We start from the raw sequence: 25,240 nt of genomic DNA on the forward strand, positions 1-25,240 counted from the left end.
CACGCCGGCGACACATATGAACCTCTCGATGGCGGCTCGCGCTCGAAGCGGGCCGCCATCGCGCTAGACTAGGAGAGATACCGAGGATGGGGGAGACATGGCACTGGCTGGCGTTGGCGTCGACATAGTCGAGATTGCGCGCATGGAGCGCATCCTCGAGCGCACGCCGCGGTTTGCCCGCCGTGTCTTCACGGACGAGGAACGCGCCTACTGCGAGTCGGCCGCGCGCCCCGCGGCCCACTACGCCTGCCGCTTTGCCGCGCGCGAGGCCACGCTTAAGGCCCTGGGCTGCGGCTTTGGCCCAGGCATTCGCTTCGACGACGTGAGCGTCGCGGCCGATGCGTCGGGAAGGCCGCAGGTCGAGCTTCGTGGCCGCGCGGCCGAGGTCGCGCGCGAGAAGGGCGTGTTGTCGGTTGCCATCTCCCTGTCGTTCACGCGCGAGATGGCCGTGGCCAACGCCGTAGCCACCACCGCGCAGACGGCCCCCAAGGCCGAGACCGCCCGCGACCCCCGTCGCGAGCTTGCAGAATCATTCAGGGAGGCGCGCTCCGTCATCGATGAGCTCGAGCGCGTCACGGACGGAAAGTGAGTTGGGCATGCAGCCTGTACTGAATATCGAGGACGTCCGCGCCGTCGAGACCCGTCTGGCCGACGCCGGCGTTAGCATCTCTGAGCTCATGCACCGCGCCGGTGCCGCTGCCGCGCAGGAGGTCCTGCGCCTGGGCGACGTCTCGCGCGCCGTGGTGCTTACCGGATTTGGCAACAACGGCGGAGACGGCTGGGTCGCCGCCGAGCAGCTCAAGGCCGCGGGCGTCGACGTGCGCGTCGTGACGCCCTGCGAGCCCGATCAGCTCCGCAGCGACCTTGCCCGCATGGTGGCGAAGGCCGCCGTCGAGGCGGGCGTCGTCTACGTCGCCGGCCCCCCGCGCGACGAGCTCGACGTTCTGCTCGGCGGCTGCGACGCCGTGCTCGACGCGATGCTGGGCACCGGCTTCCACGATGCCCCCGTTGCGCCCTTCTCCATCTGGATCGACGCCCTCAACTCGTCTGGCGCCCGCGTGGTGTCCGTTGACGTTCCGAGCGGCCTCTCCGCCCAGACGGGCCGCGCGCCCGGCGCCGTGGTGGTGGCCGACGTCACGATCACGATGCTCGCCCTCAAGCCGGGCCTGCTGAGCGACGACGGCCGCGACGTCTGCGGCTCCATTGTCGTGGCGCCCCTGGCCGAGCAGACCGCCAAGCTCGTCTATGAGGCCGACCCCGTAGCCTGGCGCTGCGAGACGCCCGACTACCTCGATGTCCTCGTGCCTCCCACCTGCGTGGTCGACAAGTACACGCGCGGCAGCGTGCTCGTCGTGGGCGGCTCCACGCGCTTCCCGGGAGCCGCGATCATGGCCGCCAAGGCCGCGGCCCGCGCCGGCGCCGGCTACGTGACGCTTGCCGTGCCCGAGCCCATCGCCAATCTCTGCCGCGCGCACCTGCTCGAGATTCCCGTCGTGGGCCTGCCGGCAGATGCCGACGGCACCTTCTCCAACGCCGCGCGCGCCCAGGTGGCCGAGCTCGCCGCCCGCCGCTCCGCCGTGCTCGTGGGCCCCGGCATGTGCGTGACGAGCGGCACGGTGGGCGTCGTCTCGACCCTCATCGAGACTGAGGCCCCGCTCGTCATCGACGCCGACGGCCTCAACAGCCTCGCCCGCCTCACGAGCAACCGCCTCGACGAGTTCCCCGAGCTGCTGCGCCGCAAGGCTCCGCTCGTCCTCACCCCGCACCGCCGCGAGCTGGGAAGGCTCGTGGGCCTCACCGACTCCGCCCCCATCACGCTTACGAGCGCTCTCGAGGCCTCGCGCCGCATCGTGTGGGCCGAGGGCGGCAGTGAGCTCGTCGTCGTCGCCAAGGGCACGGCGACTGCCTGCGTGGGCGTCGAGATTGCCCTGCTGCCCAAGCCGGGCCCCGCCTGCCTTGCCACGGCCGGCTCCGGCGACGTGCTCGCCGGCATCATGGCGGGCCTTCTCGCCCGTGGCGTCGAGACCCAGGGCCTGCCGACCCTCGCGGCCTTTGCCTGCGAGGTCCATGGCTACGCCGCCTCGATCGCCCAGGAGCGCTACGGCACGAGGGGCGTCATGGCCGCCGATATAATCGACTGCGTGGGCCTTGCCGTCGATGCGGTCGAGGACCGCGCTGCCTTTAGTGGCGCCGATGACGGCGCCGAGCAGGGCGACGACGCTCAGAACTAGCAACGAAGCCGGCCGCAGCGGGCCAATCCTGCGGCCGGCACCAACTCAGGGGGCAATCCCATGGCTCAGCACAGGTGTCCGGACACGCGATGGTCGTGGGTCGAGATCAACAAGGCGGCCCTGCGCCGCAACACACGCGCGTTCAAGGGCCTGCTCGAGCCGGGCGTGCGTATGATGGCCGTCGTGAAGGCCGACGCCTACGGCCACGGCGCCGTCGAGTGCGCCAAGGTCATGCACGCCGCTGGTGCCGACCAGTTTGCCGTGGCCACGGTGGCCGAGGGCCTCGAGCTGCGCCGCGCGGGCATCACCTGGCCCATCCTCATCCTGAGCGAGCCGCCCATGGAGTGCGTGCAGACGCTCGTCGAGAACGACCTGATGCCCAGCGTCTACACCCAGGAGTTTGCCCTGGCCTATGGCGAGTGCGCCGCGGCCTTCGACAGGGTGGGCAAGTACCACCTGGCCCTCGAGACGGGCATGACGCGCATTGGCGTCGACTGGCGCGAGGCCGTGGAGTTCCGTCGCGGCATCGACTTCCACCGCGGTCTTGCCTGCGCGGGAACCTTTACGCACTTCGCCACGGCCGACATCCCCGGCGACTGGACCTACGCGCTGCAGTATCGTCGCTTCTCTGAGGCGGTGGCCGCGATGCGTGGCGCCGGCATCGACTGCGGTCTCGTGCACTGCGACAACACGCCCGCCACGATCCTCTACCCCGAGACCCACCTTGACATGTGCCGCGTGGGCGTGGGCCTTTACGGCATGCAGCCGGCCGACTCCACGCGCCCGCACATCTCGCTCGAGCCGGTCATGAGCGTGCGCGCCCGCGTTACGCGCGTGGTCTACCCAGCCGTGGGCACGGGCGTGAGCTACGGCCAGACCTACTCGGTGGGCAGGCAGAACACCCAGATCGCCACGATCCCGGTGGGCTATGCCGACGGCCTGTCGCGTGCCCTGTCCGACAAGATGGACGTGCTGGTGCACGGCAGACGCTGCCGCCAGGTGGGCCACATCTGCATGGACCAGTGCATGTTCGCCGTCAACGTCGACCCGCGCAGCGCGTCGCACCCCATGGACGAGGTGAGCTACGGCGACCTCGTGACCATCATGGGCTCCGATGGCGACCAGTGCATCACGGCCGACGAGCTCGCCGACATCAGGGATACGATCAACTACGAGGTCACGTGCAACTTTGGCGCGCGTCTCGAGAAGGTCTACGTCTAGACGAGGAGGAACGCATGTCAGTCATGCAGATCCCCGGTCACGAGGGGCAGAAGCCTGGCGAGGTCATGCTCGAGGAGATCGAGAACCTGCTGGGAGACTGCAAGCGCTGCGAGTTGGGGCAGACCCGCTCGCACATCGTCTTTGGCGTGGGCAACCCACATGCCCGCGTCATGTTCGTGGGCGAGGGGCCGGGCAGAAACGAGGACCTCAAGGGCGAGCCGTTCGTGGGGGCTGCGGGCCACAAGCTCGACGCGCTGCTCTCGGTGGCCGGCCTTACCCGAGACGAAGTCTACATCGCCAACGTGGTGAAGTGCCGTCCGCCCGGAAACCGCAATCCCAAGCCCGGGGAGATCGAGGCCTGCTCGCCCTTCCTGCGCGAGCAGATCCGCTCCGTGTGGCCCGACGTCATCGTGTGCCTGGGCAACTTCGCCTCGCAGTGGGTCCTCAAGACCGACAAGGGCGTCATGAGTCTGCGCGGCAAGCTCTACCAGCAGGGACACTTCGTGGTGGCGCCCACCTTCCACCCGGCCGCATGCCTCTACCACGAGGACTGGCAGCCGCTGCTCGAGGAGGACCTGGCGCGCGTAGGGGCCTGGCTTGCCGCCAACCCCGCGTCCGCCGCGGGCGAGGAGGGGGCAAGGTGAGGGAGCTGACGCTTCGCTCGGTCTCGACCGAGCAGACGAGGAAGATTGGCGAGCGCCTGGGCAGGCTGCTCGAGGCGGGCGACGTGCTGGTGCTCACGGGAGACCTGGGCGCTGGAAAGACTCAGCTCACCAAGGGCATCGCCCGCGCCATGGGCGTCGAGGGCGAGGTCACGAGCCCCACGTTTGCGCTGGAGGCCGTGCACGAGGGCACGCAGATGCCCCTCTACCACTTCGACCTTTACCGCCTGCATGACGCCGACGAGCTGGGTGACGCCGGCCTGTGGGACGTGCTGGGCGGCGATGGCCCCTGCGTCATCGAGTGGGGCGAGCAGTTCGCTGACGAGATTGGCGACGAGCGGCTCGACGTCTTCGTGACGCGCCTCGAGGAGCAGGCCGCCCCCGGCGAAGAGCCCGAGCGCAGCGTTCGCCTCGTTGCCCACGACGCTCGTGGCGAGCAGGTCATCGACGCGCTCGCGGACGAACCACTTGTGGCCGCCTTTCAGGTGTTTGCCAAGGATAACTAAATAGTAGAAAATTCCTATTGCTAATAGTTCTCAATAAGCTTATAGTCTTAGACAGCAAGCGGGGACGGACGGAAAGGAATCGCCATGCCAGCCAGGCAGACCATTCAGCGGGAGCTCATCGCAGGTGAGTTGCGCTCCATGGCCAATCACCCCACGGCAGACGAGGTCTTTGCGTCCGTTCACGAGAAGCACCCCACCATCAGCAAGGCTACGGTCTACCGCACACTGGGTAGACTTGCGGATGAAGGCGAGGTCCTGCGCGTCAAGATCAACAACGGCGCGGATCACTTCGACCACCAGACGCACGCCCACTACCACGTGCGCTGCACGAAGTGCGGCAAGGTCGACGATGTCGAGGTGCCCGTGCTCGAGAACATCGAGCGCACCGCTGCGGCGGGAACTGATTACGTCATTACGGGTCACACGCTGCAGTTCGACGGGATCTGCCCCGCTTGCCAGAGGGCTCGTGAGGCCCTCGAGCAGAAAAAGGGCGCATAGGCGTCTCGGCGGCAAAAGCGCCGCCGGTTGGAGAGGACGAGGACGGTTTGGGAGCCGTCCCCAAAGAAGGAGGTCCGTTATGGACAAGTGGGTCTGCAAGGTTTGCGGTTACATCTACGAGGGCGCCGAGCCTCCTGCGGAGTGCCCGGTCTGCCACGCTCCGGCCAGCCAGTTCAAGAAGGTCGAGGGCGAGCTCGAGCTTGCCGCCGAGCACGAGTACGGCGTCTATGACAAGACGGTCAAGGACAACCCCAACATCTCCGACGAGGACAAGCAGTACATCCTCGAGCAGCTGAAGGCCAACTTCAACGGCGAGTGCTCCGAGGTTGGCATGTACCTCTGCATGGCCCGCATCGCCCACCGCGAGGGCTACCCCGAGGTTGGCCTGTACTGGGAGAAGGCCGCCTACGAGGAGGCCGAGCACGCCTCCAAGTTCGCCGAGCTCCTCGGCTCCGAGCTCGAGCCCAATATGAAGGCCTCCACCAAGGAGAACCTCGCCTGGCGCGTCGACTGCGAGTTTGGCGCCACGCAGGGCAAGACCGAGCTGGCTGTCTGCGCCAAGAAGAACGGCCTGGACGCCATCCACGACACCGTCCACGAGATGGCTCGCGACGAGGCTCGTCACGGCAAGGCCCTCAAGGGTCTTCTCGACCGCCTGTTCTAGATTATGGGTGCCAAGACTTCAAAGAAGAAGCCTGGCAAGAAGGTCAAGCCCTCAAGGCCCGCATATGCGGTGCTCTGGGGGCTTGACCCCTCTTGCGGCAAGGGCGCGCAGGTGGCGGCGGTGCTGCGCGAGGTCGGTGCGTCCATGAGGGTCGCCACGCCCAATCAGCTGGGCATGCCCGCGGGCCTCGTTGCGCGCGCGGGCGCGGGCGTGGCGGGCCCCGCCTATGACGGGCCGGTCCCCACCTGCGAGTTCATGTTGCTGTGTGGCTTCTCGAATGAGCAGGTCAACGGGCTCATTGCCAAGAGCCGCGAGGCGGGCTGCACCGTGGGGGCCAAGGCCCTGCTCACGCCGGCCAACAAGAACTGGTCGCTGGGCCGGCTCATCTGCGCCGTGGCCGGCGAGCACGAGGCCATGACCGGCGGCGAGCGGCAGGAGTAGGCGGCGGCGTCGCGACGGCCGCGCGTTGCCGTAAGCGTGGCGCCGCGTGGCGTGAATGCACACTCTCTTGCCGGCGCGCTTTGCGGTACGGGCGTGTGCCCTCGCGCCGCCATGCTCTCGGGCAGACGGCTAAACTGGATGGGTTAACCAAGTGCAAGAGAGGTTCTCACCCATGAGCGAAGCCAAAGCCGCCAAGACCATCCTTGCCGTCGACACCTCGACGGACATGCTCGCCTGCGCCGTTGGGCACATGGACGAGCAAGGCGTCGAGGTGCTCGCGACGGGCGACCACCTGTGCCGCCGCCATGCCAATGAGGAGCTGGTGGATACCTGCGCCAACGTTCTCGAGCGGGCGGGCCTTGCCCGCGGCGACGTCGACGCGGTGCTTGCCGGCCGCGGTCCCGGCTCGTTTACGGGCGTGCGCATTGGCATCGCCACGGCCAAGGGCCTCGCCTGCGGCCTCGAGTGCCCGCTCTATGGCACCTCCACGCTCGACGCCGTTGCCTGGACTGCCTGGTCGGCGGGCGTCCGCGGCCTGGTGGGCGTGGTGGCGGACGCCATGCGCCGCGAGGTCTACCCCGGCCTCTACCAGGTGGGGGAGGCCGGCCCCGTGCGCCTGTTCGAGGTCGAGTCCGTGGTGAAGACGCCCGCTGCCGTCGAGGCGTGGGCGCAGCGCACCGACCATGACCAGATCTGGCTCACGGGCGACGGCCTCAAGAAGTACCGTGCCCAGTTCGAGGCTGCGGGCTTCTCGCGCTTCGTCGACGAGGGTGCCTGGCACCCCACGGGCGAGGGCCTGTTGCGCGCCGCCGCAGCGAGCGGCGTGGCGTTTGGCAAGTCCGACGCCGCCGTCGACTCGGGAGACCCGGCACTGGTGCTGCCCGTCTACACCCGCCTCTCCGACGCCGAGGAGAACGAGGCCAAGCGTCTGGGCCTCGCCGAACCGGCGACCGTTGCCACCACGGGCTGCGACGATGCCCTGGCAGACCGTCACCTCCAGCTTCGCCCCATGAACGTCAACGACCCGGTTGCCGTGGCGGCGCTCGAGGCCGAGGTCTTTGCCCCCTCCAACCACACGCCCTGGAGCGAGCGGCTCTTCTCGGACGACCTTGCCGAGCCGGGCCACATCTGGTGGGTCGCCCACGACGAGGGCACCATCGTGGGGTATGCTGGCGCCGTCGTCGCGGGCTCCGAGGTCCAGATCTCCAACGTTGCCGTCGTCGAGTCGCGCCGTCGCGAGGGAATCGCGGCGAGGCTGCTCGCGCGCGTGACCTACGACGGCCAGATGCTGGGTGCCGCCACCTCGGTGCTCGAGGTCGAGGCCGATAACTCAGCAGCTCAGGCACTCTATGCCAAGCTCGGCTACGTCGAGTGCGGCCGCCGCCCCAACTACTATGGCCAGGGCCACGACGCCCTCATCATGCAGGCGGAGCTGCCGCTCGTGACGCCGAGCCGCCACGACACCCCAGACCCGCACGCCTCGCTTCGCCCCTGGCCTATCGTGGCCGAGAAGCGCGGCGACGACGTGGCCTCCGCCATCGCCGCAGCCGCCCCGCTTGTCCTTGCCATCGAGAGCAGCTGCGACGAGACGGCCATGGCCATCATCGACGGCTTGGGCGCCATCGTCTCGAGCGTCGTTGCCACCTCGATTGACTTCCACGCCCGCTTTGGCGGCGTGGTCCCCGAGATCGCCAGCCGCAAGCACGTGGAGGCCCTGGTGGGCGTCTACGAGGAGACCATGGCGCAGGCCGGCGCGCACTTTGGCACAGGCACGCTCGTGCCGGCAGACCTTGCGGCCGTGGGCGTGACTCAGGGTCCGGGCCTGGTGGGCGCCCTTGTGGTGGGCATCGCGTTTGCCAAGGGCCTCGCCGGTGCCGCCGACCTGCCGCTTATTGGCGTCGACCACCTCGAAGGACACCTCTTTGCCAACCTGTTCGAGACCCCCGACCTCAGGCCGCCCTTCGTGGCGAGCCTCGTCTCGGGCGGCCACACGATGCTCGTGCACGTGAGGGACTGGGGCAGCTACGAGGTGCTGGGCGAGACGATCGACGATGCCGTGGGTGAGGCCTTCGACAAGGTCGCCAAGGCCCTGGGGCTGGGATACCCCGGCGGCCCCGTCATCTCGCGCCTGGCCGAGAAGGGCAACCGCAAGGCCATTCACTTCCCGCGCGCGATGATGCACAGCGGCGACTACAGCTTCTCGCTGTCGGGCCTCAAGACGAGCGTCATCACCTACATCAACAACGAGAGCCGCGCCGGCAGGCCCATCAACCTGCCCGACCTCGCAGCGAGCTTCGAGGCCGCCGTCATCGATGTGCAGGTTGCCAAGGCTGCCGAGGCCGTCGAGCGCACGGGCGTGAGCGACTTCTGCGTGGGTGGCGGCGTTGCGGCAAACCCGCAGCTGCGTGAGGCGTACAAGCGCAAGTTTGGTCGCATGGGCGTGCGCGTCACGGTGCCGCCCCTCACGGCCTGTACCGACAACGCGGCGATGATTGCCCTCGTGGCCAAGCGCAAGTACGACCTGGGCGAGTTCGCCACCCTGCGCATGGACGCCGACCCCAACATGAGCCTGTAAACCAAGGGCGAGCAGCCCTCGACCTCGCTGCTAAGGAGAGCCAATGAGAGACGGATTCGTGCAGGTGGCGGCGCTGACGCCGACGGTTCGCGTGGCCGACGTCGACTACAACGTCGAGGCGTGCTCGGCCGCGGCGCACGCGACGGACGCGAGCGTCATCGTGCTGCCCGAGCTTGCCATCACGGGCTACACCTGCGAGGACCTCTTCTGGCAGGACTCCCTTCTCGCGGCTGCCGAGCGGGGCCTGGCGATGCTCGCCGCCTCCACGGCGGACCTCGACGCACTCGTGCTCGTGGGCGTACCCGTTCGCGTGGCCGCCAAGCTCTACAACTGCGCCGCTGCCCTCTGCCATGGCGAGCTGCTGGGCCTCGTTCCCAAGCTCAACATTCCCACCTACGGCGAGTTCTACGAGGGCAGGCGCTTCTCGCGCGGGCCGCGCGACGTGACGCTCGTGCGCTTTGCCGGCTACGACGAGGTGCCGTTTGGCGCCGAGCAGCTCTTTGAGTGCGAGAGCGTGCCGGGCCTGGTCGTTGCCGCAGAGATCTGCGAGGACCTGTGGGTTCCCAGCCCGCCCAGCACTGCGGCGGCGCTTGCCGGCGCCACGCTCGTCTGCAACCTCAGCGCGTCCAACGAGCTCGTAGGCAAGGCCGACTATCGCCGCGGTCTTGTGAGCTCCACGAGCGCGCGTCTCGTTTGCGCCTATGCCTACGCAAGTGCTGGCTGGGGCGAATCGACCCAGGACGTTGTCTATGGCGGCCACTGCCTGGTGGCCGAGAACGGCCGCGTGGTGGCCGAGGCCAAGCCGCTCGATGACGCTGCGCTCGTTGCGGCGGGCGAGGCGGGCGGCGTTCGCGGCGCCGTCTCGGTGGTTGACCTGGGCCTTCTTGCTCGCGACCGCATGCGCATGTCGACCTTCGAGGTCGACCCAGCGGCCGCGGGGTTCGTGACCACCCTCTTTGACCTCGACGTCGTCGATGAGTCGCTGGATGGTCGCTTCGTCGACCCGCATCCGTTCGTGCCGGCCGACCCTGCCCGCAGGGCGGAGCGCTGCGAGTCGATCTTCTCGATCCAGGCGCACGGTCTGGCAAAGCGCCTGGCCCACACGCACTCCAAGCGCGCCGTCATTGGCGTGTCGGGCGGCCTCGACTCGACGCTGGCGCTGCTCGTCTGCGCGCGTGCCTTTGACCTGCTGGGGCTCGAGCGCTCCGGCATCCTTGCCATCACGATGCCGGGCTTTGGCACCACGGACCGCACGCATGACAACGCCCGCGCCATGAGCGAGGCGCTCGGCTGCGAGCTGCGCGAGATTGGCATTGCCGCGGCCGTGCGCCAGCACTTCGCCGACATCGGCCATGACGAGGCGGACCACTCCGTGACCTACGAGAACGCGCAGGCCCGCGAGCGCACGCAGATCCTCATGGATGTGGCCAACCGCGAGGGTGGCCTCGTGGTTGGCACGGGCGACCTCTCCGAGCTGGCGCTTGGCTGGGCCACCTACAACGCCGATCACATGAGCATGTACGGCGTCAACGCCGGCGTGCCCAAGACGCTCGTGCGCCACCTCGTGCGCTACGTGGCAGACGACGCGCGCGAGCAGGGCAACGACGCGCTTGCAGATGTGCTGCTCGACGTGCTCGATACGCCCGTGAGCCCCGAGCTTCTGCCTGCGACCGGCGACGGCAAGATCTCCCAGAAGACCGAGGACCTCGTGGGGCCGTACGAGCTGCACGACTTCTTCCTCTACCAGGTGCTTCGCTGCGGGTTTGGCCCGCGCAAGGTCTATCGCCTGGCGCTCGAAGCGTTTGGTGGCCGCTACGCGAGCGGTGCCGATGCCGACGATGCCGCGGTTGGGACCTATGATGCCGAGACGATCCTCAAGTGGCTGCGCAAGTTCTACTGGCGCTTCTTCTCGCAGCAGTTCAAGCGCAGCTGCCTGCCCGATGGTCCCAAGGTGGGCAGTGTCGCGGTGAGCCCCAGGGGCGACCTGCGCATGCCGTCCGACGCCTGCGTGAACCTCTGGATTCGCGAGCTCGACGAGCTGGGGTAGTGGCGGCGCATGGAGGGTTCCCAGCGGGTGGGTCTCGGCGGCGGTTGGAGGGAAGCCCTACCGCTTCTGGGGGTTTCCCTGATTCTGGGCACTCCACAGGTGCTTGCTCTGCCGGCGCCCTTTGCGAGTGATGGGCTTTCTCTGGCGCTTTCCTCGCTGCTACCTGTCGTGTCTCTGGCGGGGCTGTTCGGCGTGTCCGTTGCCGCCGCAAAGGGCGGCGGCGGGTGTCGCGAGCGCCTGGTTGCATGTGCTGGACTTGCCGCGACGGCAATCTATCTTGCGTTGTCGTGGTGGGTGGTTCTTAGCTGGTCGTGGGGTGTGGCTGTTCCGGCCTTGCTCCTGGCGCTCGCGGGTTCCTTGCTCGCTGTTTCCTGCCGTTCGCATCGTCTTGGCGCAGCGAAGGGCGATGGCGGCGAGCCGGCCTCGTCGCTGACGGGCGTCCTCTCTCCGCGAGAGTCGGAGGCGTTGCACCTACGCTTGGACGGGCTCTCTTCCTCGGAGGCCGCCGGGAAGATGGGCGTGAGCGCCTCGACGGTGAGGAACCTGCAGGCGCGAGCACTGGATAAGCTTGGCGTCGGGTCGCTTGACGAGCTCCGTGCGGGCGGGGCGTCCGATCTCGGTACTTGCGGATTGAAGCCGGCTTCATTGGGCGTCGCGGTGTCCCTTTTGCTCGCCGTGCTAATCGGTGCGGTGCTCGTGGCGTTTTCCCGAACACAGAAGACGTGGGCTGACGCCGTCTCGGAAACTATGGTTCTCGGCATCTCCTTGAGTCTCTGTTCTCTGCTCCGTGGCGCTGGCTGGGACGAGCGGGTACCGCTCGTCTGGTTCGAATTCGGGGCCTGCGCCTTCGTGGGCTTTCTGGCGGGTCTTGTGCCTTTGGTTTCTCTGGCTGCAGCGCTGCTTGCCCTGTTTGTGATGGTGGGCGAGAGGGGCGGCGAGCGCCTCGATTCGTTCTCTGGCCTGTTCGTTGCATTTGGCCTGGGCGTATGCGTCGGGGGCTATGCGTCCGGGTTGTTGCCCCGGCTGCCCGCCTTGCTCGCCTTGGCGAGCAACAATGAGGGCGCGATGCTGCTTGCCGTGCTAACGGGAGTCGTTGCGGGTGCGCTCTGCCTCGTCGGGGTGACCTCGTGTGTGCTTGCGCTGCGAAGCGCGTCCGACCATTTCGCTACGCCTGCGGAGGAAGCCGATGGAGGCCAGGGCATCCGCAGATTCTCTGCGTATCTCGTGAGCAAGGGCCTCAATCCTACCGAGGTGGATGTTGCGCGCCTGGTGCTGCAGGGTTTGGCGAGCCCGGAAATCGCCTCGAGGCTCAACCTCTCGAGAGGTGCCGTCAACTCCGCCCGCCGTGGAGCCTATCGAAAGCTGGGCATTCATTCCCGCACCGAGCTTGCCGAGATCCTCAAGGACCTTGCGAGTTAGATTCGGTCCGCCTCATAAAGCTCGCGATAACGGGTGGCGCAGGAGCCGGGATGGTTTCGTGGATGGTCGTGGCACTCGATCTTGCCGTGAACGATGAAGGCAACGCCGTCGCAGGACTGGTCGACGTTCGCAAGGTTGTGGGTGGACATGACGATGGAGCGTCCGCCTCGCACGTACGAGCGCATGGCCCTCGTGACGACGCCCACGTTGGTGGGGTCGAGCGCGCTCATGGGCTCGTCGAGAAGCAACAGTTTCGCTCCGGTTGCCATGGCCGTGGCTATGGCGGCGAGCTGGGCCATTCCCTGCGAGCACTTGCGAACGGGTAGGTCGAGGAACGCCTCGATGCCCAGGCGCGAAGCGAATTTGCCGACGTCTACCTGGGACCTCCAACAATCCCTGGCGAACTCGATGTTTTGACGCACAGTGGCTCGCGCGCTGAGAATGCCGGGGGAGGGCAGGTAGAAGACGCCTTGCCTCCAATCGGCTGCGGTGGGTGCGCCTCCGTTGATGCTGGGGCCAATCGTGCAGCTTACGCGCTCGTCCCAGGGTTCCCAAATCGATTCGAGCAGCGTTGTCTTGCCGCTGCCGTTGGGCGCGACAAGCCCCGTGACGGTTCCCGAGGGGATGTCGATGCGCGCGTTATCGATTACTAGGCTATTTCCTCGGCGAACGGAGAGGTCAAGGAACGTGGTCACGAGAACCTCCTCTGCAGCCGCCCTGAGCGGGATCTTTCTTGTAACGAGTCAACGAGAAGAGCCGCGAGAACCAGCGCCGCCGCAAATGCCAAGAGCGTGGCGCAACCCAGCTCCCACGTCGTGCCCGAGATGACGCGGATGTCGAGCCCGTTGGCATAGACCGGCATGCCCACGACGCTTCCACACGAGAGGTACGAGCTGGGAAGGTGGCGCGCAATCTTCTGCCATTCCGTCTCCCGCGAGGCATACAGGGGAAGGAGCGGCGCAACGAGTAGGGCCAGGGAGAGCCCAAGGCCACAACGCGGCAGGATGGCCTCCGCCGTGGCGGCGAGCGCGGTGGTTACGAGGGCTGCCCCCATGATGAGCGCCATGTCCTTTGCGAGAACCTCCCCCACGGTGGTGCTCGTGACGTTTCCGTCGACAATCTGCACGACGGGATAGGCGAGGTTCCCAAGCCCGTTCCTCACCAAGGCGAGCAATGTGGCGGGTGCAAGCTCCAGGGCGAGCGCGGCCAGGGCAAGGGCGAGTGCCACGCCAAGGGCCGTCGTGCGCTTCTTGGCTCGATGAATCGGTGTCGCTTGCTCAAGCGATCTTGTGGCGAGACGGCGTTGTGACGCGCCCGCAAGCAGGGCAATGGGAAGCAGCGGCACGATACCGGGCATAAGGCCCAGAACAAAGGCGAGGTAGTAGGTGGCGGACATCTCGGCCGCAGTGTCGTAGACCTCGGGGCTCTCGAGTTGCGCCAGCCGGTGGATGAGCTCGGAGCGGGCGTAGAGGCTTGGATCTGGCTCGCTGTAGCCCGCCTTGACGCTTTCGAGCTCAATGTCGTAGTAGCGTGCGTAGGCGTCGAAGAAGTCCCTGCTTGGATAGGGTGTGGACGCAGCCTCCCCAAGGACAGTGAGCTCGCGGGCGTTGATGTCCTTGAGGTCTGCCGGTGCGGAGTCGTAGACGCCGTTGGCCGTGCTTGTCGACAGGATTTCGCGCGTCTGGCGTGCCTGTTCCTGACCGATTGCCTGGTCTGACAAGGTGGGGTATCCCATGAGCGCGGGAAGCAGGAGCAAAATCTGAACGAGGACAAGAACGGCGAGCGTTGGCCTGTCCCAGAGGCATACCCTGAGCGTCGAGCGCGCGAGTGCGGCGAGCGGGCTTCTCATCTTGGACGCCGCGATGTCGAGCGTCGCTTTGGCGGGCTGGTGCATCTTCTCTCCCTTCTCCGGGTGAGTGCAGCATCCACTATTTGTGATCTGATGTCTGTAGACGGAGCATATGAAGTTGTGAAGCAGGGCGTCTACAAGCCTTTGACCTCGCGTTTCTTCTCGAACCCATTTGTACGCGCCAAGAGTCGTTCAGCACCCACATATACGTGCTAGGAGGGCGTCTAGCGCGTATATGTGGGTGCTCGTTGGCTGGGCACGTAAATGTGGGTGCGCGGCTCACGAGCGTCCGAGGGCGACGGCTCTTCTCGGCGGCGCAAATTCCCTGCGCCGTGGCGCTGAGATTGTGCCGTTCGGTTGCACTCACAAAATCTAAGCGCGATCAAAGAAGATTTTTTCATTTCTCGTTGTTATATCGAGAAGTGCTGGGTACCATTTCTAGCGTTGGTAACTAGCGCGCGGCACGCCGCCGCGCCAGCGACTGGCGTCAACGCAACCCGCCAGCGCTCAAGAAGGAGGTTCTTGGATATGACTCTGAAGCCGCTTGGAGACCGCGTTCTCGTTAAGCCCGCCCCCAAGGAGGAGAAGACCTCGACCGGTCTGTACATCTCCAGTGGCGCCCAGGAGAAGCCGCAGCGCGGCGAGGTCATCGCCGTTGGCGCTGGCAAGTTCAACGACAAGGGCGAGCGCGTCGCCATGGACGTCAAGGTTGGCGACCAGGTCTACTACGGCAAGTTCGGTGGCAACGAGGTCAAGGTCGACGGCGAGGACTACCTGCTGCTTCGCGCCGACGACATTTACGCCGTCATCGAGGACTAGCTCCGTGCGGGTCCATCCCGCTTGCATCTGATTGATCGCCGCGCAAAGCGAGACTCGGCCCAGCGCGGCTGCTAGAAAGGAAGCCACCAATGGCTAAGAACATCATGTTCGGCACGGACGCTCGTGCCAAGCTCGCCAAGGGCGTCAACACCCTGGCCGATGCCGTCACCGCCACCATGGGCCCCAAGGGTCGCTACGTTGCCCTCGAGCGCTCCTACGGCGCCCCCACGATTACCAACGACGGCGTGTCCGTCGCCAAGGAGATCGAGCTGAAGGACCACGTGGAGAACATGGGCGCCCAGCTCGTCAAGGAGGTTGCCACCAAGACCAACGACACCGTGGGTGACGGCACCACCACCGCGACCCTGCTCGCCCAGGTCATCGTGAACGAGGGCCTGCGCAACGTCGCCGCCGGCGCCGACCCGCTGGCCATCCGTCGTGGCATCGACAAGGCCGTCAACGCCGTCGTCGCTTCTATGAAGGCCTCCGCCAAGACCGTCGACACCAAGGAGCAGATTGCCTCCGTCGGCACCATCTCCGCCTCTGACCCGCAGGTTGGCCAGAAGATCTCCGACGCCATGGAGGTCGTGGGCAAGGACGGCGTCATCACCGTTGACGAGGACAAGACCAACTTCGGCATCTCCGTCGACACGGTCGAGGGCATGCAGTTCGACAAGGGCTACATCTCCCCGTACTTCGCGACCGACAACTCCGCCCAGGTCGCCGAGCTCGAGAACCCCTACATCCTCATGACCGACCAGAAGGTCTCCAACATCCAGGACATCCTGCCTGTCCTCGAGGCCGTTCAGAAGTCCGGCTCCTCGCTGCTCATCATCGCCGAGGACGTCGAGGGCGAGGCCCTCGCCACGCTGATTCTCAACAAGCTCCGTGGCACCCTGAAGATCGCTGCCGTGAAGGCCCCTGGCTACGGTGACCGTCGTAAGCGCATGCTCGAGGACATCGCCGTCCTCACCGGTGGCCAGGTTGCCATGGAGGAGCTTGGCATCAAGCTCGCCGACACCACCGCCGAGATGCTCGGCCGCGCCAAGTCCGTCAAGATCACCAAGGACAACACCACCATCGTCTCCGGCGCCGGCTCCAAGGCTGCCATCGACGAGCGCGTTGCCCAGATCAAGGGCGAGCTCGAGCACACCGACTCCGACTTCGACCGTGAGAAGCTCCAGGAGCGTCTCGCCAAGCTCTCCGGCGGCGTGGCCGTCATCAAGGTCGGCGCTGCCACCGAGGTCGAGCTCAAGGAGATCAAGCACCGCATCGAGGACGCCCTGCAGGCCACCCGTGCGGCCGTCGAGGAGGGCATCGTTGCCGGCGGTGGCGTCGCGTTCCTCGAGGCTATGCCCGAGCTTGACAAGGTCGATGCCACCGACGAGGAGAAGATCGGCGTCGAGATTGTGCGCAAGGCGCTGACCGCCCCGGTCAAGAAGATCGCCGAGAACGCTGGCTTCGAGGGCTCCGTTGTGGTCGAGAAGATCAAGAGCCTGCCCGCCGGTCAGGGCCTCAACTCCGCCAACGGCGAGTGGGGCGACATGATCGAGATGGGCGTGCTCGACCCGGTCAAGGTCTCCCGCGTGACCCTGCAGAACGCCGCCTCCGTCGCCAGCCTGATCCTCATCACCGAGGCCACGGTTACCGACGAGCCCAAGGACACCACGATCGAGGAGGCCATCTCCGCTGCGGCTGCCCAGGGCGGCCAGGGTGGCGGAATGTACTAAGCCCGATCGCCGGCTCAGTCGTTAGATGACGAAGCCCCGGATCGGCGTTGCCCGCAAACGTCCTCGCGCGCTACGCGCGCTGCGGAATGTTTGCTTGGCAACGCCGACCGGGGCTTCTGCTGTTTTCGCCGTCGATGCTTGTCTTTAGAGTGGGGGAATGCGTTCGTGCGAGCCCGCTGTTCGCCTTCGGCGGCACGATACGGATCCCCGGGCGTGCTGGAGGGTCGAACTCAAGCCTCCGCCTCCCGAGCTCTCGGCATTGTTCGCAAACGTCCTCGCGCACTTTGTGCGCTGCGGGATGTTTGCTCCACAATGCCGAGAGCTCTCTGGGCGGGGTATGATTAGACAGTTATGCCGCCGGGGAGCGGCGTTGCTCGAAAGGGAGAGACATGGCCGAGAAGCGAGATCTGCTCGACGAGTTCATTGACATACGCAACGACTGGCGGGCGCTGTCCAATCCCGTGACCGACGTTGCCAATGCGCTGTCGGCCAACCCCGAAGAGGTCAAGACCTGGAATCCGGCGGACTACAAGGAGCGCCCGCGCGCCAACGTCAACAACTGCGTGGCCTGCAAGGCCGGAAGCGAGAAGGCGTGCACGTTGTGCCGTGACATCTGCCCGGTCAACGCCATCGACATGTCCGAGGGCGGCATCGAGATCGCCGACACCTGCCGCAGGTGCGGCCTGTGCTCGGCTGCCTGCCCGTCCGAGAGCTTCACCGCGTTCCAGATTACCCCGCGCAAGCTCTACGACCGCATCGTTCGCGCCGCCACGGCGTTCGAGCACGCCTATGTCACCTGCACGCGTGCGCTGGGTCGCATGCCCGAGGGCAACGAGGTCGTGCTGCCCTGCGTGGGGTGCGTGCCCACCGAGGTCTGGTACGCCATTCTCGCCGACTACCCCAACGTCTCGGTCTACCTGCCGCTTGGCATCTGCGACCGCTGTCGCAACACGACGGGCGAGGACGCGCTGGCCGAGAACATCGGCGCCGCGGAGGAGCTCGCGGGCAAGGGCATGGGCGTCGAGATCGACGAGAAGGCCCTCGACCGCACCAAGAACCATGAGTTCGAGCGCCGCGAGTTCATCAACAGCATCAGCAAACAGGGCATGAACGCTCTGGGCACCGTGAACCCGGCCATTGCCGCCGCACGCGCCATCACCAAGAAGCTCGACGAGAACACGCGCCGCATCAACGCGCTCACCCGCTCGATCGAGGGCGCCTCGGCCTCCGCTCCGGCACGCAAGCGTCGCATCCTCACGCAGCGCAGGCAGCTGCTGCTCTCGACGCTGCAGCGTCACCCCAAGTATGCGGTGCGCTTCAAGCCCCAGCGCCCGGTGTGCGACTCCGAGCGCTGCACCTCGTGCGGCGAGTGTGTCGACATTTGCCCCACGCACGCCTGCGAGCTGAGCGAGAACGGCATCTTCTCCGTCGAGGCCTCCTACTGCAACGAGTGCGGCGCGTGCCTGCGCGCCTGCGGCGAGAAAGCTCTCACGTTCGAGAGCTACGACGCCGCCGAGCTCGTTGTCCCCGACAAGGAGGAGGTTGAGCGCAAGAAGCGCCAGGCCGAGCAGAAGGCCGAGGTCGAGAAGCTCAAGAAGCAGGGCATGGAGCAGCTCAAGCGCGGCCTCGACTTCCTCGACAAACTCGACCTTGGTGGCGACGACAACTAGGTAAAACCGCCCGATTCGTTGGGCTGAACGTATGGCGCCAGCGCCCCCGCTGGTAGCTGGGCCAGGCGCCCGGCAGCTCGGGAAGGAATGAATGTGTCTCTCTCCATCGGCATCGTTGGTCTGCCCAACGTTGGCAAGTCCACCCTGTTCACGGCCCTCACCAAGAAGGGCGGTCTTGCGGCCAACTACCCCTTCGCCACGATCGAGCCCAACGTGGGCATCGTCGACGTGCCCGACGCGCGCCTGCAGAAGCTCGCCGACATCGTGCACCCGGGCCGCATCGTGCCCGCGACGGTCGAGTTCGTGGACATCGCCGGCCTCGTGAAGGGCGCCAGCGAGGGCGAGGGCCTGGGCAACCAGTTCCTCGCCAACATCCGCGAGACCGATGCGATCTGCGAGGTCGTGCGCTACTTCTCCGACACCAACGTCATGCGCGAGGTTGGCCGCACGGCGGACTTCGTCGACCCCGCGGGCGATGCCGACACGATCATGACCGAGCTCATCCTCGCCGACATCCAGACGCTCGAGAAGCAGATTCCCAAGCTCGAGAAGGAGGCGCGCCGCGACAAGGAGCTCGCGCCCAAGCTCGAGGTGGCAAAGCGCCTGGTAGAGTGGCTGAACGACGGCAACCGCGCCGCGACCATGGACATGACCGATGACGAGCGCGCCGCCGCCCGCGAGCTCTTCCTGCTCACGCTCAAGCCAATCATCTACGTGGCGAACGTCGACGAGGATGCGCTGGGCGAGGACCTGGCCCCCATCGATGGCATCAAGCCCATTCCCGTGTGCGCCAAGATCGAGGCCGAGCTGTCCGAGCTCGACGCCGAGGAGGCCGCGGAGTACCTGGCCGACCTGGGCATCGAGGCGAGCGGCCTGGACGTCCTCGCGCGCGTTGCCTACAGCACGCTGGGCCTGCAGAGCTACTTCACGGCTGGTGAGATGGAGGTCAAGGCCTGGACGATTCCCGTGGGCGCCAAGGCCCCGCAGGCCGCCGGCGTCATCCACTCCGACTTCGAGCGCGGCTTCATTAAGGCCGAGGTCGCGAGCTACGAGGACTACGTTGAGCTGGGTGGCGAGCAGGGTTGCAAGGCTGCCGGCAAGCTCCGTATGGAGGGCAAGGACTACGTCGTGGCTGACGGCGACGTCATGCACTTCCGCTTCAACGTGTAGACGTGTTCGACGACGGGCCTGGTTTGGCCTAGACGCTCGATGGCGGGGCAGAGCATGCCTTCGTGAAAGGACAGATTGCTGCGCAATCTCTCTTAGCCTTTCACTTCGGCATGCTCCGCCCCGCCTGTCGTTTGCGAGGGTTGTCCAGGCCCGCCTGCTGTTTACGGTGTTGCGAGGACGCTGCGTCGCCGGGCTACTACTAGGTCCGGTTGCCGGGGTGTAGGGAAAAATGAGGCTGGCTGGTGCCAGCCTCATTTTTTAGGGATTTGATGCGCAAATCGAAAAAAGACAGCAAGTAGGTAACCTCTGACGATGATGCCGAGCAGCCCCCTTATGTTGGCAGCAGCCAACTGGCGGTTTGCTGGGTGAGAAGCCTGGCCACTTTGGAGGACGCCGAGTGAGGTTACCTATTTGGCGTGTTATTTGGCCGAGCCGCATTCTGCCTAATGGCTACGCCGCTTGTCGAGCCTAGTTTGCGTTGGCGGCGACGCCGGCGGTGGGGTCCTCGGAGCTGTCCTCGTAGGGCGGCAGTCCCTGGCCCACGCGGCTCATCATGGTCTGCCACTTTGCCTCGTCTACACGCTCGTACCAGATACCGCCCTCATAGCTGCTGGTAGTGGGCTCAAGAGCCGAGTAGAGGTTCGTGCTCATGTCGAACCCAACAAAGCGAGCGCTCAACAGCATGAGCTCGATGCCCGTGATGTCGGTGGACACGCTGTTGCTCGCGGTGTTGAGTGTCGCCAGCAGCGTGAAGGGGTTGCCGCTCAGGGCCTTCTTGAGAATGGCGCCCAGCACCATGCGCTGGTTGGCCGTGCGGTAATAGTCGCCTGCTCCGTACTTGTCGTAGGCGTGGCGCGCGCGGCACAGCTTCAGGGCCTGGTCGCCGTTGAGGGTCTGCACGCCGGCCTTGATGTCGGCGCCGGTGTACTCGGGGTCGTAGACGTCCACCGGCACGTTGACCTCGACGCCGCCGATCGTGTCGACCACCGAGATGAACTGGTCGAGGTCGATCTCTGCGTAGTGGGCGATGGGCACGCCGGCAAGCTGGGACACGGTCTTGATGAGCAGGGGAGCCCCGCCATAGGTGTAGGCCGCGTTGATCTTCTGGGTGCCGTAGTCGCCACCCAGGTCTACGGCCGTGTCGCGCTGAATCGAGACGAGCGTTAGCTTGGCCGCGATGGGGTCGACGCGCGCCAGGATGATCGAGTCGGTGCGGTAGACGCCGTCCGTGCTGTTGTTCTCCACGCGGTCGGCCGATTTGTCGGTGCCAACGAGCAGCATGTAAAACGGGGTGCCCGGCAGCGCCGGCGTCAGTGCGCCGCGGGTCTCGAGCGAAATGCCAGACCCGAGCCTCATCGTGATGAGCACCGAGAACGCAAAAAGGGCAACGAGTACGCCAATGAGTGTGCGCTTCGCATACTTGAGGGCGCGGTGCCCGTCAAGGCCATGCCTGCGCTCGGGACTGTCTTCGCTATACGCTTGGGCGCGCTCGCGGTCTTGCGCCGCCTTGCGAATGCGGCCCAGGGGCGTTGCCTCCTCGCGCTGCTGGCGCATCCGGCGATAGCGAGAGGCGTCGTAGACCTCGCCCTCGGAGACGGTTCGGCGCGCCTGCCGGTCGCCCTGTCCGTAGCCGTCCGCCCAACCCTGGGGATGGCGGGCATTGGGGGCGGGATAGCGGCCCTCCTGCGAGCCATAGTCCTGGGAGCCGTAGCCTTGATCGGGATAATCGGCGACGGGATAGCTCACCTGCCGGTTTGGTTCGGCATTGCCAAGCTCGCCTCGGCTGCGTGCGGCGCGCCCCGCGGCACGCTGCTGCTCCGAGCTCATGTGCCTGTGCTCGCGCCTTGCCATGGGGCCTCCCGGTTACGTTTTGGCTAGTGGTTGGCCATGTCGGCGCCGAGGATCACCACGACGTCGGCGGTGCCGGAGTAGGTGCCGTCGTCCGCCACGACGTTGGAAAGCCCCAGCGTGTCGGCCACGGCCTGGGCCTTGGCCTTGTTGGCGTCGCCCACGTACAGGATGCTCGTGGTGCCGTAGTCGTAGGAGTCGGCGGTGTCGGAGGTAGCGTTGAAGCCCTGGTTGTCGAGGGTGGCGGCGATGCGGCCGGCAAGCCCGCTCACGCCTGCGCCGTTGAGGACGGCAACCGAGCCGGAGTAGTCGGTCTCGGCGCTCTCGGACGAGCTTGTGCCCGTCTCGGACGCACTCGTGGTGCCGTTGGCATTCTTGGTTGCAGTGCCCGCGCCTGCAACGCCCAACGTGATGTCCTCGTCCTCGTTCTCGTAAGGGGAGAGGCCCTGGTTCACGCGGGTCATCATCTTCTTCCACGCGGCGGTGTCGCAGATCTCGTACCAGGTGTCGTTGACGTACTTGGAGTTGGTAGGCTCCATGCCGCTGAACATGTTGGTGCTCATGTCAAAGCCTTGGAACTGCGTGGCCAGCGACACGATGTCAGAGATTGAGAGGTCCGTCTGCACGGCATCGGCCAGGGTGGTGACGGTGCTGGCGATGGTCGCGGGGTCGCTCGCGAGGACCTTCTTGAGAATGGCGCCAATGACCATGCGCTGGTTGGCGGCACGGTAGGCGTCTCCGTCACCGTACTTGTCGTAGGCGTGGCGCGCGCGGCACAGCTTCAGGGCCTGGTCGCCGTTGAGGGTCTGCACGCCGGCCTTGATGTCGGCGCCGGTGTACTCGGGGTCGTAGACGTCCACCGGCACGTTGACCTCGACGCCGCCGATCGTGTCGACCACCGAGATGAACTGGTCGAGGTCGATCTCTGCGTAGTGGGCGATGGGCACGCCGGCGAACTTGGAGATGGTCTCGACGGTGTACGAGGCGCCCGAGACGCCCTCCTCGCCGGCCTCCTTGCGCTCGGAGCCAATGGAGTAGGCGGAGTTGATCTTCTGCTTGCCGTAGCTGCCAAAGTCGATGAGGGTGTCACGGTGAATCGAGACGAGCGTCACCTGCTTCTCGGTTGGGTCGACGCGGGCGAGAAGAATCGTGTCGGTACGGTAGGCGCTGTCGGCGGAGCCATACTCGCTGCCCTCGGCGCGGGCCTCGTCCTTGTCGACGCCGATGAGCACCATGTAGAACGGGTCGCCCGAGGTGGCCTCGGTGAGGGTGCCGTGGAGGGCAGAGTCGCCCGACATGCCAAAGCTGCCCGAGAAGCGCGCCATGAAGGCGAAGGCGGCCGTGCAGCCAAGGGCCGCGATGACAACGATGGTGATGAGGAAGACCTTGAGGCCGCGGCGACGACCACGCTTGCGGCGAGCGCCCGAGTAGCGCTCGGTGGCCTGTGCGCGGGAGAAGTCGCTGGTGGCGGGCCTGTTGCCGGCGGCGTTGTTCTTCATGTGAGAGCTGTGAGAGTTCTGCGCGTGGTGCCTGGGCATGTGCGCTCCTTGTTCCTACGCGGGCGGCCGCACCGGCTCGGCGGCATCGGGCGGCTCTGCTCGCGCGCGAGATTTGAATTCAACGAACAAATGGTACTAGCACGGGCGTAAAGCTGCGGAAAGTCCACAGGAAAGCTAAGCGATGTTCACACGTGCGACATGCGATGTCGTATGATTAGACGGATTGTATAGATGCGGCCCGCTGCCGCACGCAAGCAAATTCGCGTTCCAGGAGGGTTCATGCAGACAAGTCAGCAGAAGGTCATCGTTCTCGACTTTGGCGCACAGTATGGCCAGCTCATAGCTCGTCGCGTTCGTGACCTGCATGTCTACTCCGAGATCATGCCCTGTGACGCCACCGCCGAGGAGATCTCTGCGGCCGGTCCCAGCGCCATCATCCTGTCCGGTGGGCCCGCGAGCGTGAACGCCGAGGACGCGCCGCGCGTTGACCCCAAGATCTACGAGCTGGGCATTCCCGTGCTGGGCTTCTGCTACGGCCATCAGATTACGGCCGTGACGCTGGGCGGCACCGTGTTCCACCCCGAGGTGGGCGAGTATGGCCGCGCCGAGCTGCACGTGAAGGCCGACAGCAAGCTGTTCGCCGACGCCCCGGCGAACCAGACGGTCTGGATGAGCCACTTTGACGCCGTGAACAACGTGCCCGAGGGCTTTGTGGTGACGGCGAGCACCGACGTGTGCCCCGTGGCCGCCATGGAGAACGCCGAGCGCAAAATCTACACCACGCAGTTCCACCCCGAGGTCAAGCACACCGAGTACGGGCAGCAGTTGCTCAAGAACTTCCTGTTTGGCATCTGCGGGCTCGAGGCCAACTGGTCCATGGACAACCTCGTGGAGACCATGACGGCGCAGTTCCGCGAGAAGGTCGGCGACGACCGCGTGATTCTCGCGCTGTCCGGCGGCGTGGACTCCTCCGTGGTGGCTGCCCTCGGCGCGCGCGCCGTGGGCAAGCAGATGACCTGCGTGTTCATCAACCACGGCCTGCTGCGCAAGGGCGAGCCCGAGCAGGTCGAGGAGGTCTTCACCAAGCAGTTCGACGTTGACTTCATCCACGTGCACGCTGAGGACCGCTACGCTGACCTCCTCGCTGGCGTTACCGAGCCGGAAGCGAAGCGCCGCATCATCGGTACGCAGTTCTGGAAGGAGTTCTTCGCCGTTGCCCAGCAGCTCGAGACCGATGGCAAGCCGGTGAAGTACCTCGCCCAGGGCACCATCTACCCGGACATCATCGAGTCTGGCGCGCGCAAGACGGGCGGTAAGGCGAGCACCATCAAGAGCCACCACAACCTCATTCCGTTCCCGGACGGTGTGCACTTTGACCTCATCGAGCCGCTGGACCACTTCTTCAAGGACGAGGTCCGCGCGCTGGGCCTGGCGCTGGGCCTGCCCGAGCACATCGTGTTCCGCCAGCCGTTCCCGGGCCCGGGCCTTGCCATCCGCATCATCGGCGCGGTGGACAAGGAGAAGCTCGAGATCCTGAAGAACGCCGACGCCATCGTGCGCGAGGAGCTCGACGCCTACAACCAGCGCCTCTTTGAGGAGACGGGCGACCGCAACTCCGAGCACAGCTGCTGGCAGTACTTCGCGGTGCTTCCTGACATCAAGTCCGTGGGCGTCATGGGCGACGAGCGTACCTACCAGCGCCCGATCATCCTGCGTGCCGTTGAGTCGAGCGACGCCATGACGGCCGACTGGGCCAAGCTGCCCTACGACGTGCTGGCGAGGATCTCCGGTCGCATCGTGGCCGAGGTCCCTGGCGCCAACCGCGTGTGCTACGACATCACGAGCAAGCCGCCCGCGACGATCGAGTGGGAGTAGTCTGACAGGGTTCTGACCTGTATTTTTGAGTGCCGCACTGTGCTGCTGAGTTTCGTTTTGTACGAGAGTCACGGCAAAGCCGCCAGCGACATTGGTGAGTAAATCCGATTATCGAGCCTCTGTTCCCGCGTCGGAACGGAGGCTTTTTCTTTGGCTATTTACTCCCTTTCACCTGCAATTTCGCGATTTACTCCCCGTGTTTCGAGACGGCAAGGCACGGGGCGGTATTCGGAGGAATGGGAGTAAGGATTTATCCCGAGTGAGTAGACGCGCGATTTTTGTCCCCGAGAACGAAAAGGGGCCGTTTTAGGTCCTTTGAAACTCAAATCGAACTCAATAGGCCTTTTGACGGTCTCTGTGCGGCGTTTTCCCAGGTCGTTAATGGGGAGTAAAGAATCTCACCGTCTCAAGGAAAGCGGGAGTAATCAGGGGAAATGCCGCGGGGTACCGCCGTGTGCCGCCATGTAAGCCACCGCGTCATTTACTCCCCAGGTGCGCCGAAAATGCCTTTGCATG

20 protein-coding genes are annotated in these 25,240 nt (G+C 65.9%); 16 read left to right on the forward strand and 4 right to left on the reverse strand.

From position 1 onward, the window contains the following. Positions 1–97: 97 nt before the first annotated feature. The 11 genes from acpS to Q3866_RS06800 all read left to right on the forward strand — a co-directional run bounded on the left by acpS (position 98) and on the right by Q3866_RS06800 (position 12,264). Positions 98–589, forward strand: coding sequence for a holo-ACP synthase (gene acpS, locus Q3866_RS06750; RefSeq protein ID WP_301830582.1), 492 nt, complete (start codon positions 98–100; stop codon positions 587–589). A gap of 7 nt (positions 590–596) precedes the next feature. Then, a complete protein-coding gene (locus tag Q3866_RS06755) occupies positions 597–2,231 on the forward strand; it encodes an NAD(P)H-hydrate dehydratase (protein ID WP_301830583.1) in 1,635 nt (544 codons plus the stop codon). A gap of 60 nt (positions 2,232–2,291) precedes the next feature. Beyond that, a complete protein-coding gene (gene alr / locus Q3866_RS06760; RefSeq protein WP_301830584.1) occupies positions 2,292–3,452 on the forward strand; it encodes an alanine racemase in 1,161 nt (386 codons plus the stop codon). A gap of 14 nt (positions 3,453–3,466) precedes the next feature. Further along, the gene (locus Q3866_RS06765; RefSeq protein ID WP_301830585.1) at positions 3,467–4,096 is read left to right on the forward strand and encodes a uracil-DNA glycosylase; all 630 of its coding nucleotides are present in this window, start codon (positions 3,467–3,469) and stop codon (positions 4,094–4,096) included. Then, complete coding sequence (tsaE, locus tag Q3866_RS06770) at positions 4,093–4,620, forward strand: tRNA (adenosine(37)-N6)-threonylcarbamoyltransferase complex ATPase subunit type 1 TsaE (protein ID WP_301830586.1); 528 nt, start codon at positions 4,093–4,095, stop codon at positions 4,618–4,620. Before Q3866_RS06765 ends, tsaE begins: the two co-directional genes overlap by 4 nt. A gap of 84 nt (positions 4,621–4,704) precedes the next feature. Continuing rightward, positions 4,705–5,118, forward strand: coding sequence for a Fur family transcriptional regulator (locus Q3866_RS06775; protein ID WP_301830587.1), 414 nt, complete (start codon positions 4,705–4,707; stop codon positions 5,116–5,118). Between the two features lie 79 nt (positions 5,119–5,197). Then, a complete protein-coding gene (locus Q3866_RS06780; protein WP_301830588.1) occupies positions 5,198–5,782 on the forward strand; it encodes an NADH peroxidase in 585 nt (194 codons plus the stop codon). Between the two features lie 3 nt (positions 5,783–5,785). Continuing rightward, complete coding sequence (locus Q3866_RS06785; RefSeq protein WP_301830590.1) at positions 5,786–6,223, forward strand: DUF3783 domain-containing protein; 438 nt, start codon at positions 5,786–5,788, stop codon at positions 6,221–6,223. A gap of 172 nt (positions 6,224–6,395) precedes the next feature. Beyond that, positions 6,396–8,798 (forward strand): tRNA (adenosine(37)-N6)-threonylcarbamoyltransferase complex transferase subunit TsaD, encoded by a 2,403-nt coding sequence (gene tsaD / locus Q3866_RS06790; RefSeq protein WP_301830591.1) that lies wholly within the window; start codon positions 6,396–6,398, stop codon positions 8,796–8,798. A gap of 43 nt (positions 8,799–8,841) precedes the next feature. Further along, positions 8,842–10,845, forward strand: coding sequence for an NAD(+) synthase (locus tag Q3866_RS06795; RefSeq protein WP_301830593.1), 2,004 nt, complete (start codon positions 8,842–8,844; stop codon positions 10,843–10,845). A gap of 9 nt (positions 10,846–10,854) precedes the next feature. Next, positions 10,855–12,264, forward strand: a complete 1,410-nt coding sequence (locus tag Q3866_RS06800; RefSeq protein ID WP_301830596.1) for a helix-turn-helix transcriptional regulator — start codon at positions 10,855–10,857, stop codon at positions 12,262–12,264. Here the strand turns inward: Q3866_RS06800 and Q3866_RS06805 are convergent. After that, entirely contained in the window at positions 12,261–12,959 is a 699-nt protein-coding gene (locus Q3866_RS06805; protein ID WP_301830597.1) for an ATP-binding cassette domain-containing protein, read from the reverse strand. The genes Q3866_RS06800 and Q3866_RS06805 overlap by 4 nt on opposite strands. After that, positions 12,956–14,158, reverse strand: a complete 1,203-nt coding sequence (locus Q3866_RS06810; protein WP_301830600.1) for a hypothetical protein — start codon at positions 14,156–14,158, stop codon at positions 12,956–12,958. The genes Q3866_RS06805 and Q3866_RS06810 overlap by 4 nt, the downstream gene beginning before the upstream one ends. Before the next feature lie 483 nt (positions 14,159–14,641). On the opposite strand from Q3866_RS06810, the gene groES reads away from it, so the two are divergent. The 4 genes from groES to ychF all read left to right on the forward strand — a co-directional run bounded on the left by groES (position 14,642) and on the right by ychF (position 19,502). Then, complete coding sequence (groES, locus tag Q3866_RS06815; protein WP_293673406.1) at positions 14,642–14,932, forward strand: co-chaperone GroES; 291 nt, start codon at positions 14,642–14,644, stop codon at positions 14,930–14,932. 89 nt (positions 14,933–15,021) lie between these two features. After that, the gene (gene groL, locus Q3866_RS06820; protein ID WP_301830603.1) at positions 15,022–16,662 is read left to right on the forward strand and encodes a chaperonin GroEL; all 1,641 of its coding nucleotides are present in this window, start codon (positions 15,022–15,024) and stop codon (positions 16,660–16,662) included. 389 nt (positions 16,663–17,051) lie between these two features. Then, positions 17,052–18,332 carry a 4Fe-4S binding protein gene (locus Q3866_RS06825; RefSeq protein ID WP_301830605.1) on the forward strand — a complete coding sequence of 427 codons (1,281 nt, stop codon included), beginning with the start codon at positions 17,052–17,054 and terminating at the stop codon, positions 18,330–18,332. A gap of 93 nt (positions 18,333–18,425) precedes the next feature. Next, positions 18,426–19,502, forward strand: coding sequence for a redox-regulated ATPase YchF (gene ychF, locus Q3866_RS06830; protein WP_301830606.1), 1,077 nt, complete (start codon positions 18,426–18,428; stop codon positions 19,500–19,502). A gap of 468 nt (positions 19,503–19,970) precedes the next feature. Here ychF and Q3866_RS06835 read toward each other — a convergent pair whose 3' ends face one another. Together Q3866_RS06835 and Q3866_RS06840 are read right to left on the reverse strand one after the other, a co-directional pair. After that, positions 19,971–21,353 (reverse strand): LCP family protein, encoded by a 1,383-nt coding sequence (locus tag Q3866_RS06835; protein WP_301830608.1) that lies wholly within the window; start codon positions 21,351–21,353, stop codon positions 19,971–19,973. 23 nt (positions 21,354–21,376) lie between these two features. Then, a complete protein-coding gene (locus Q3866_RS06840) occupies positions 21,377–22,888 on the reverse strand; it encodes an LCP family protein (RefSeq protein WP_301830610.1) in 1,512 nt (503 codons plus the stop codon). Positions 22,889–23,128: 240 nt separating this feature from the next. On the opposite strand from Q3866_RS06840, the gene guaA reads away from it, so the two are divergent. After that, entirely contained in the window at positions 23,129–24,724 is a 1,596-nt protein-coding gene (guaA, locus tag Q3866_RS06845; protein WP_301830612.1) for a glutamine-hydrolyzing GMP synthase, read from the forward strand. Positions 24,725–25,240: the final 516 nt, after the last annotated feature.

This window comes from uncultured Parolsenella sp. (assembly GCF_958346945.1).
GTDB lineage: Bacteria > Actinomycetota > Coriobacteriia > Coriobacteriales > Atopobiaceae > Parolsenella.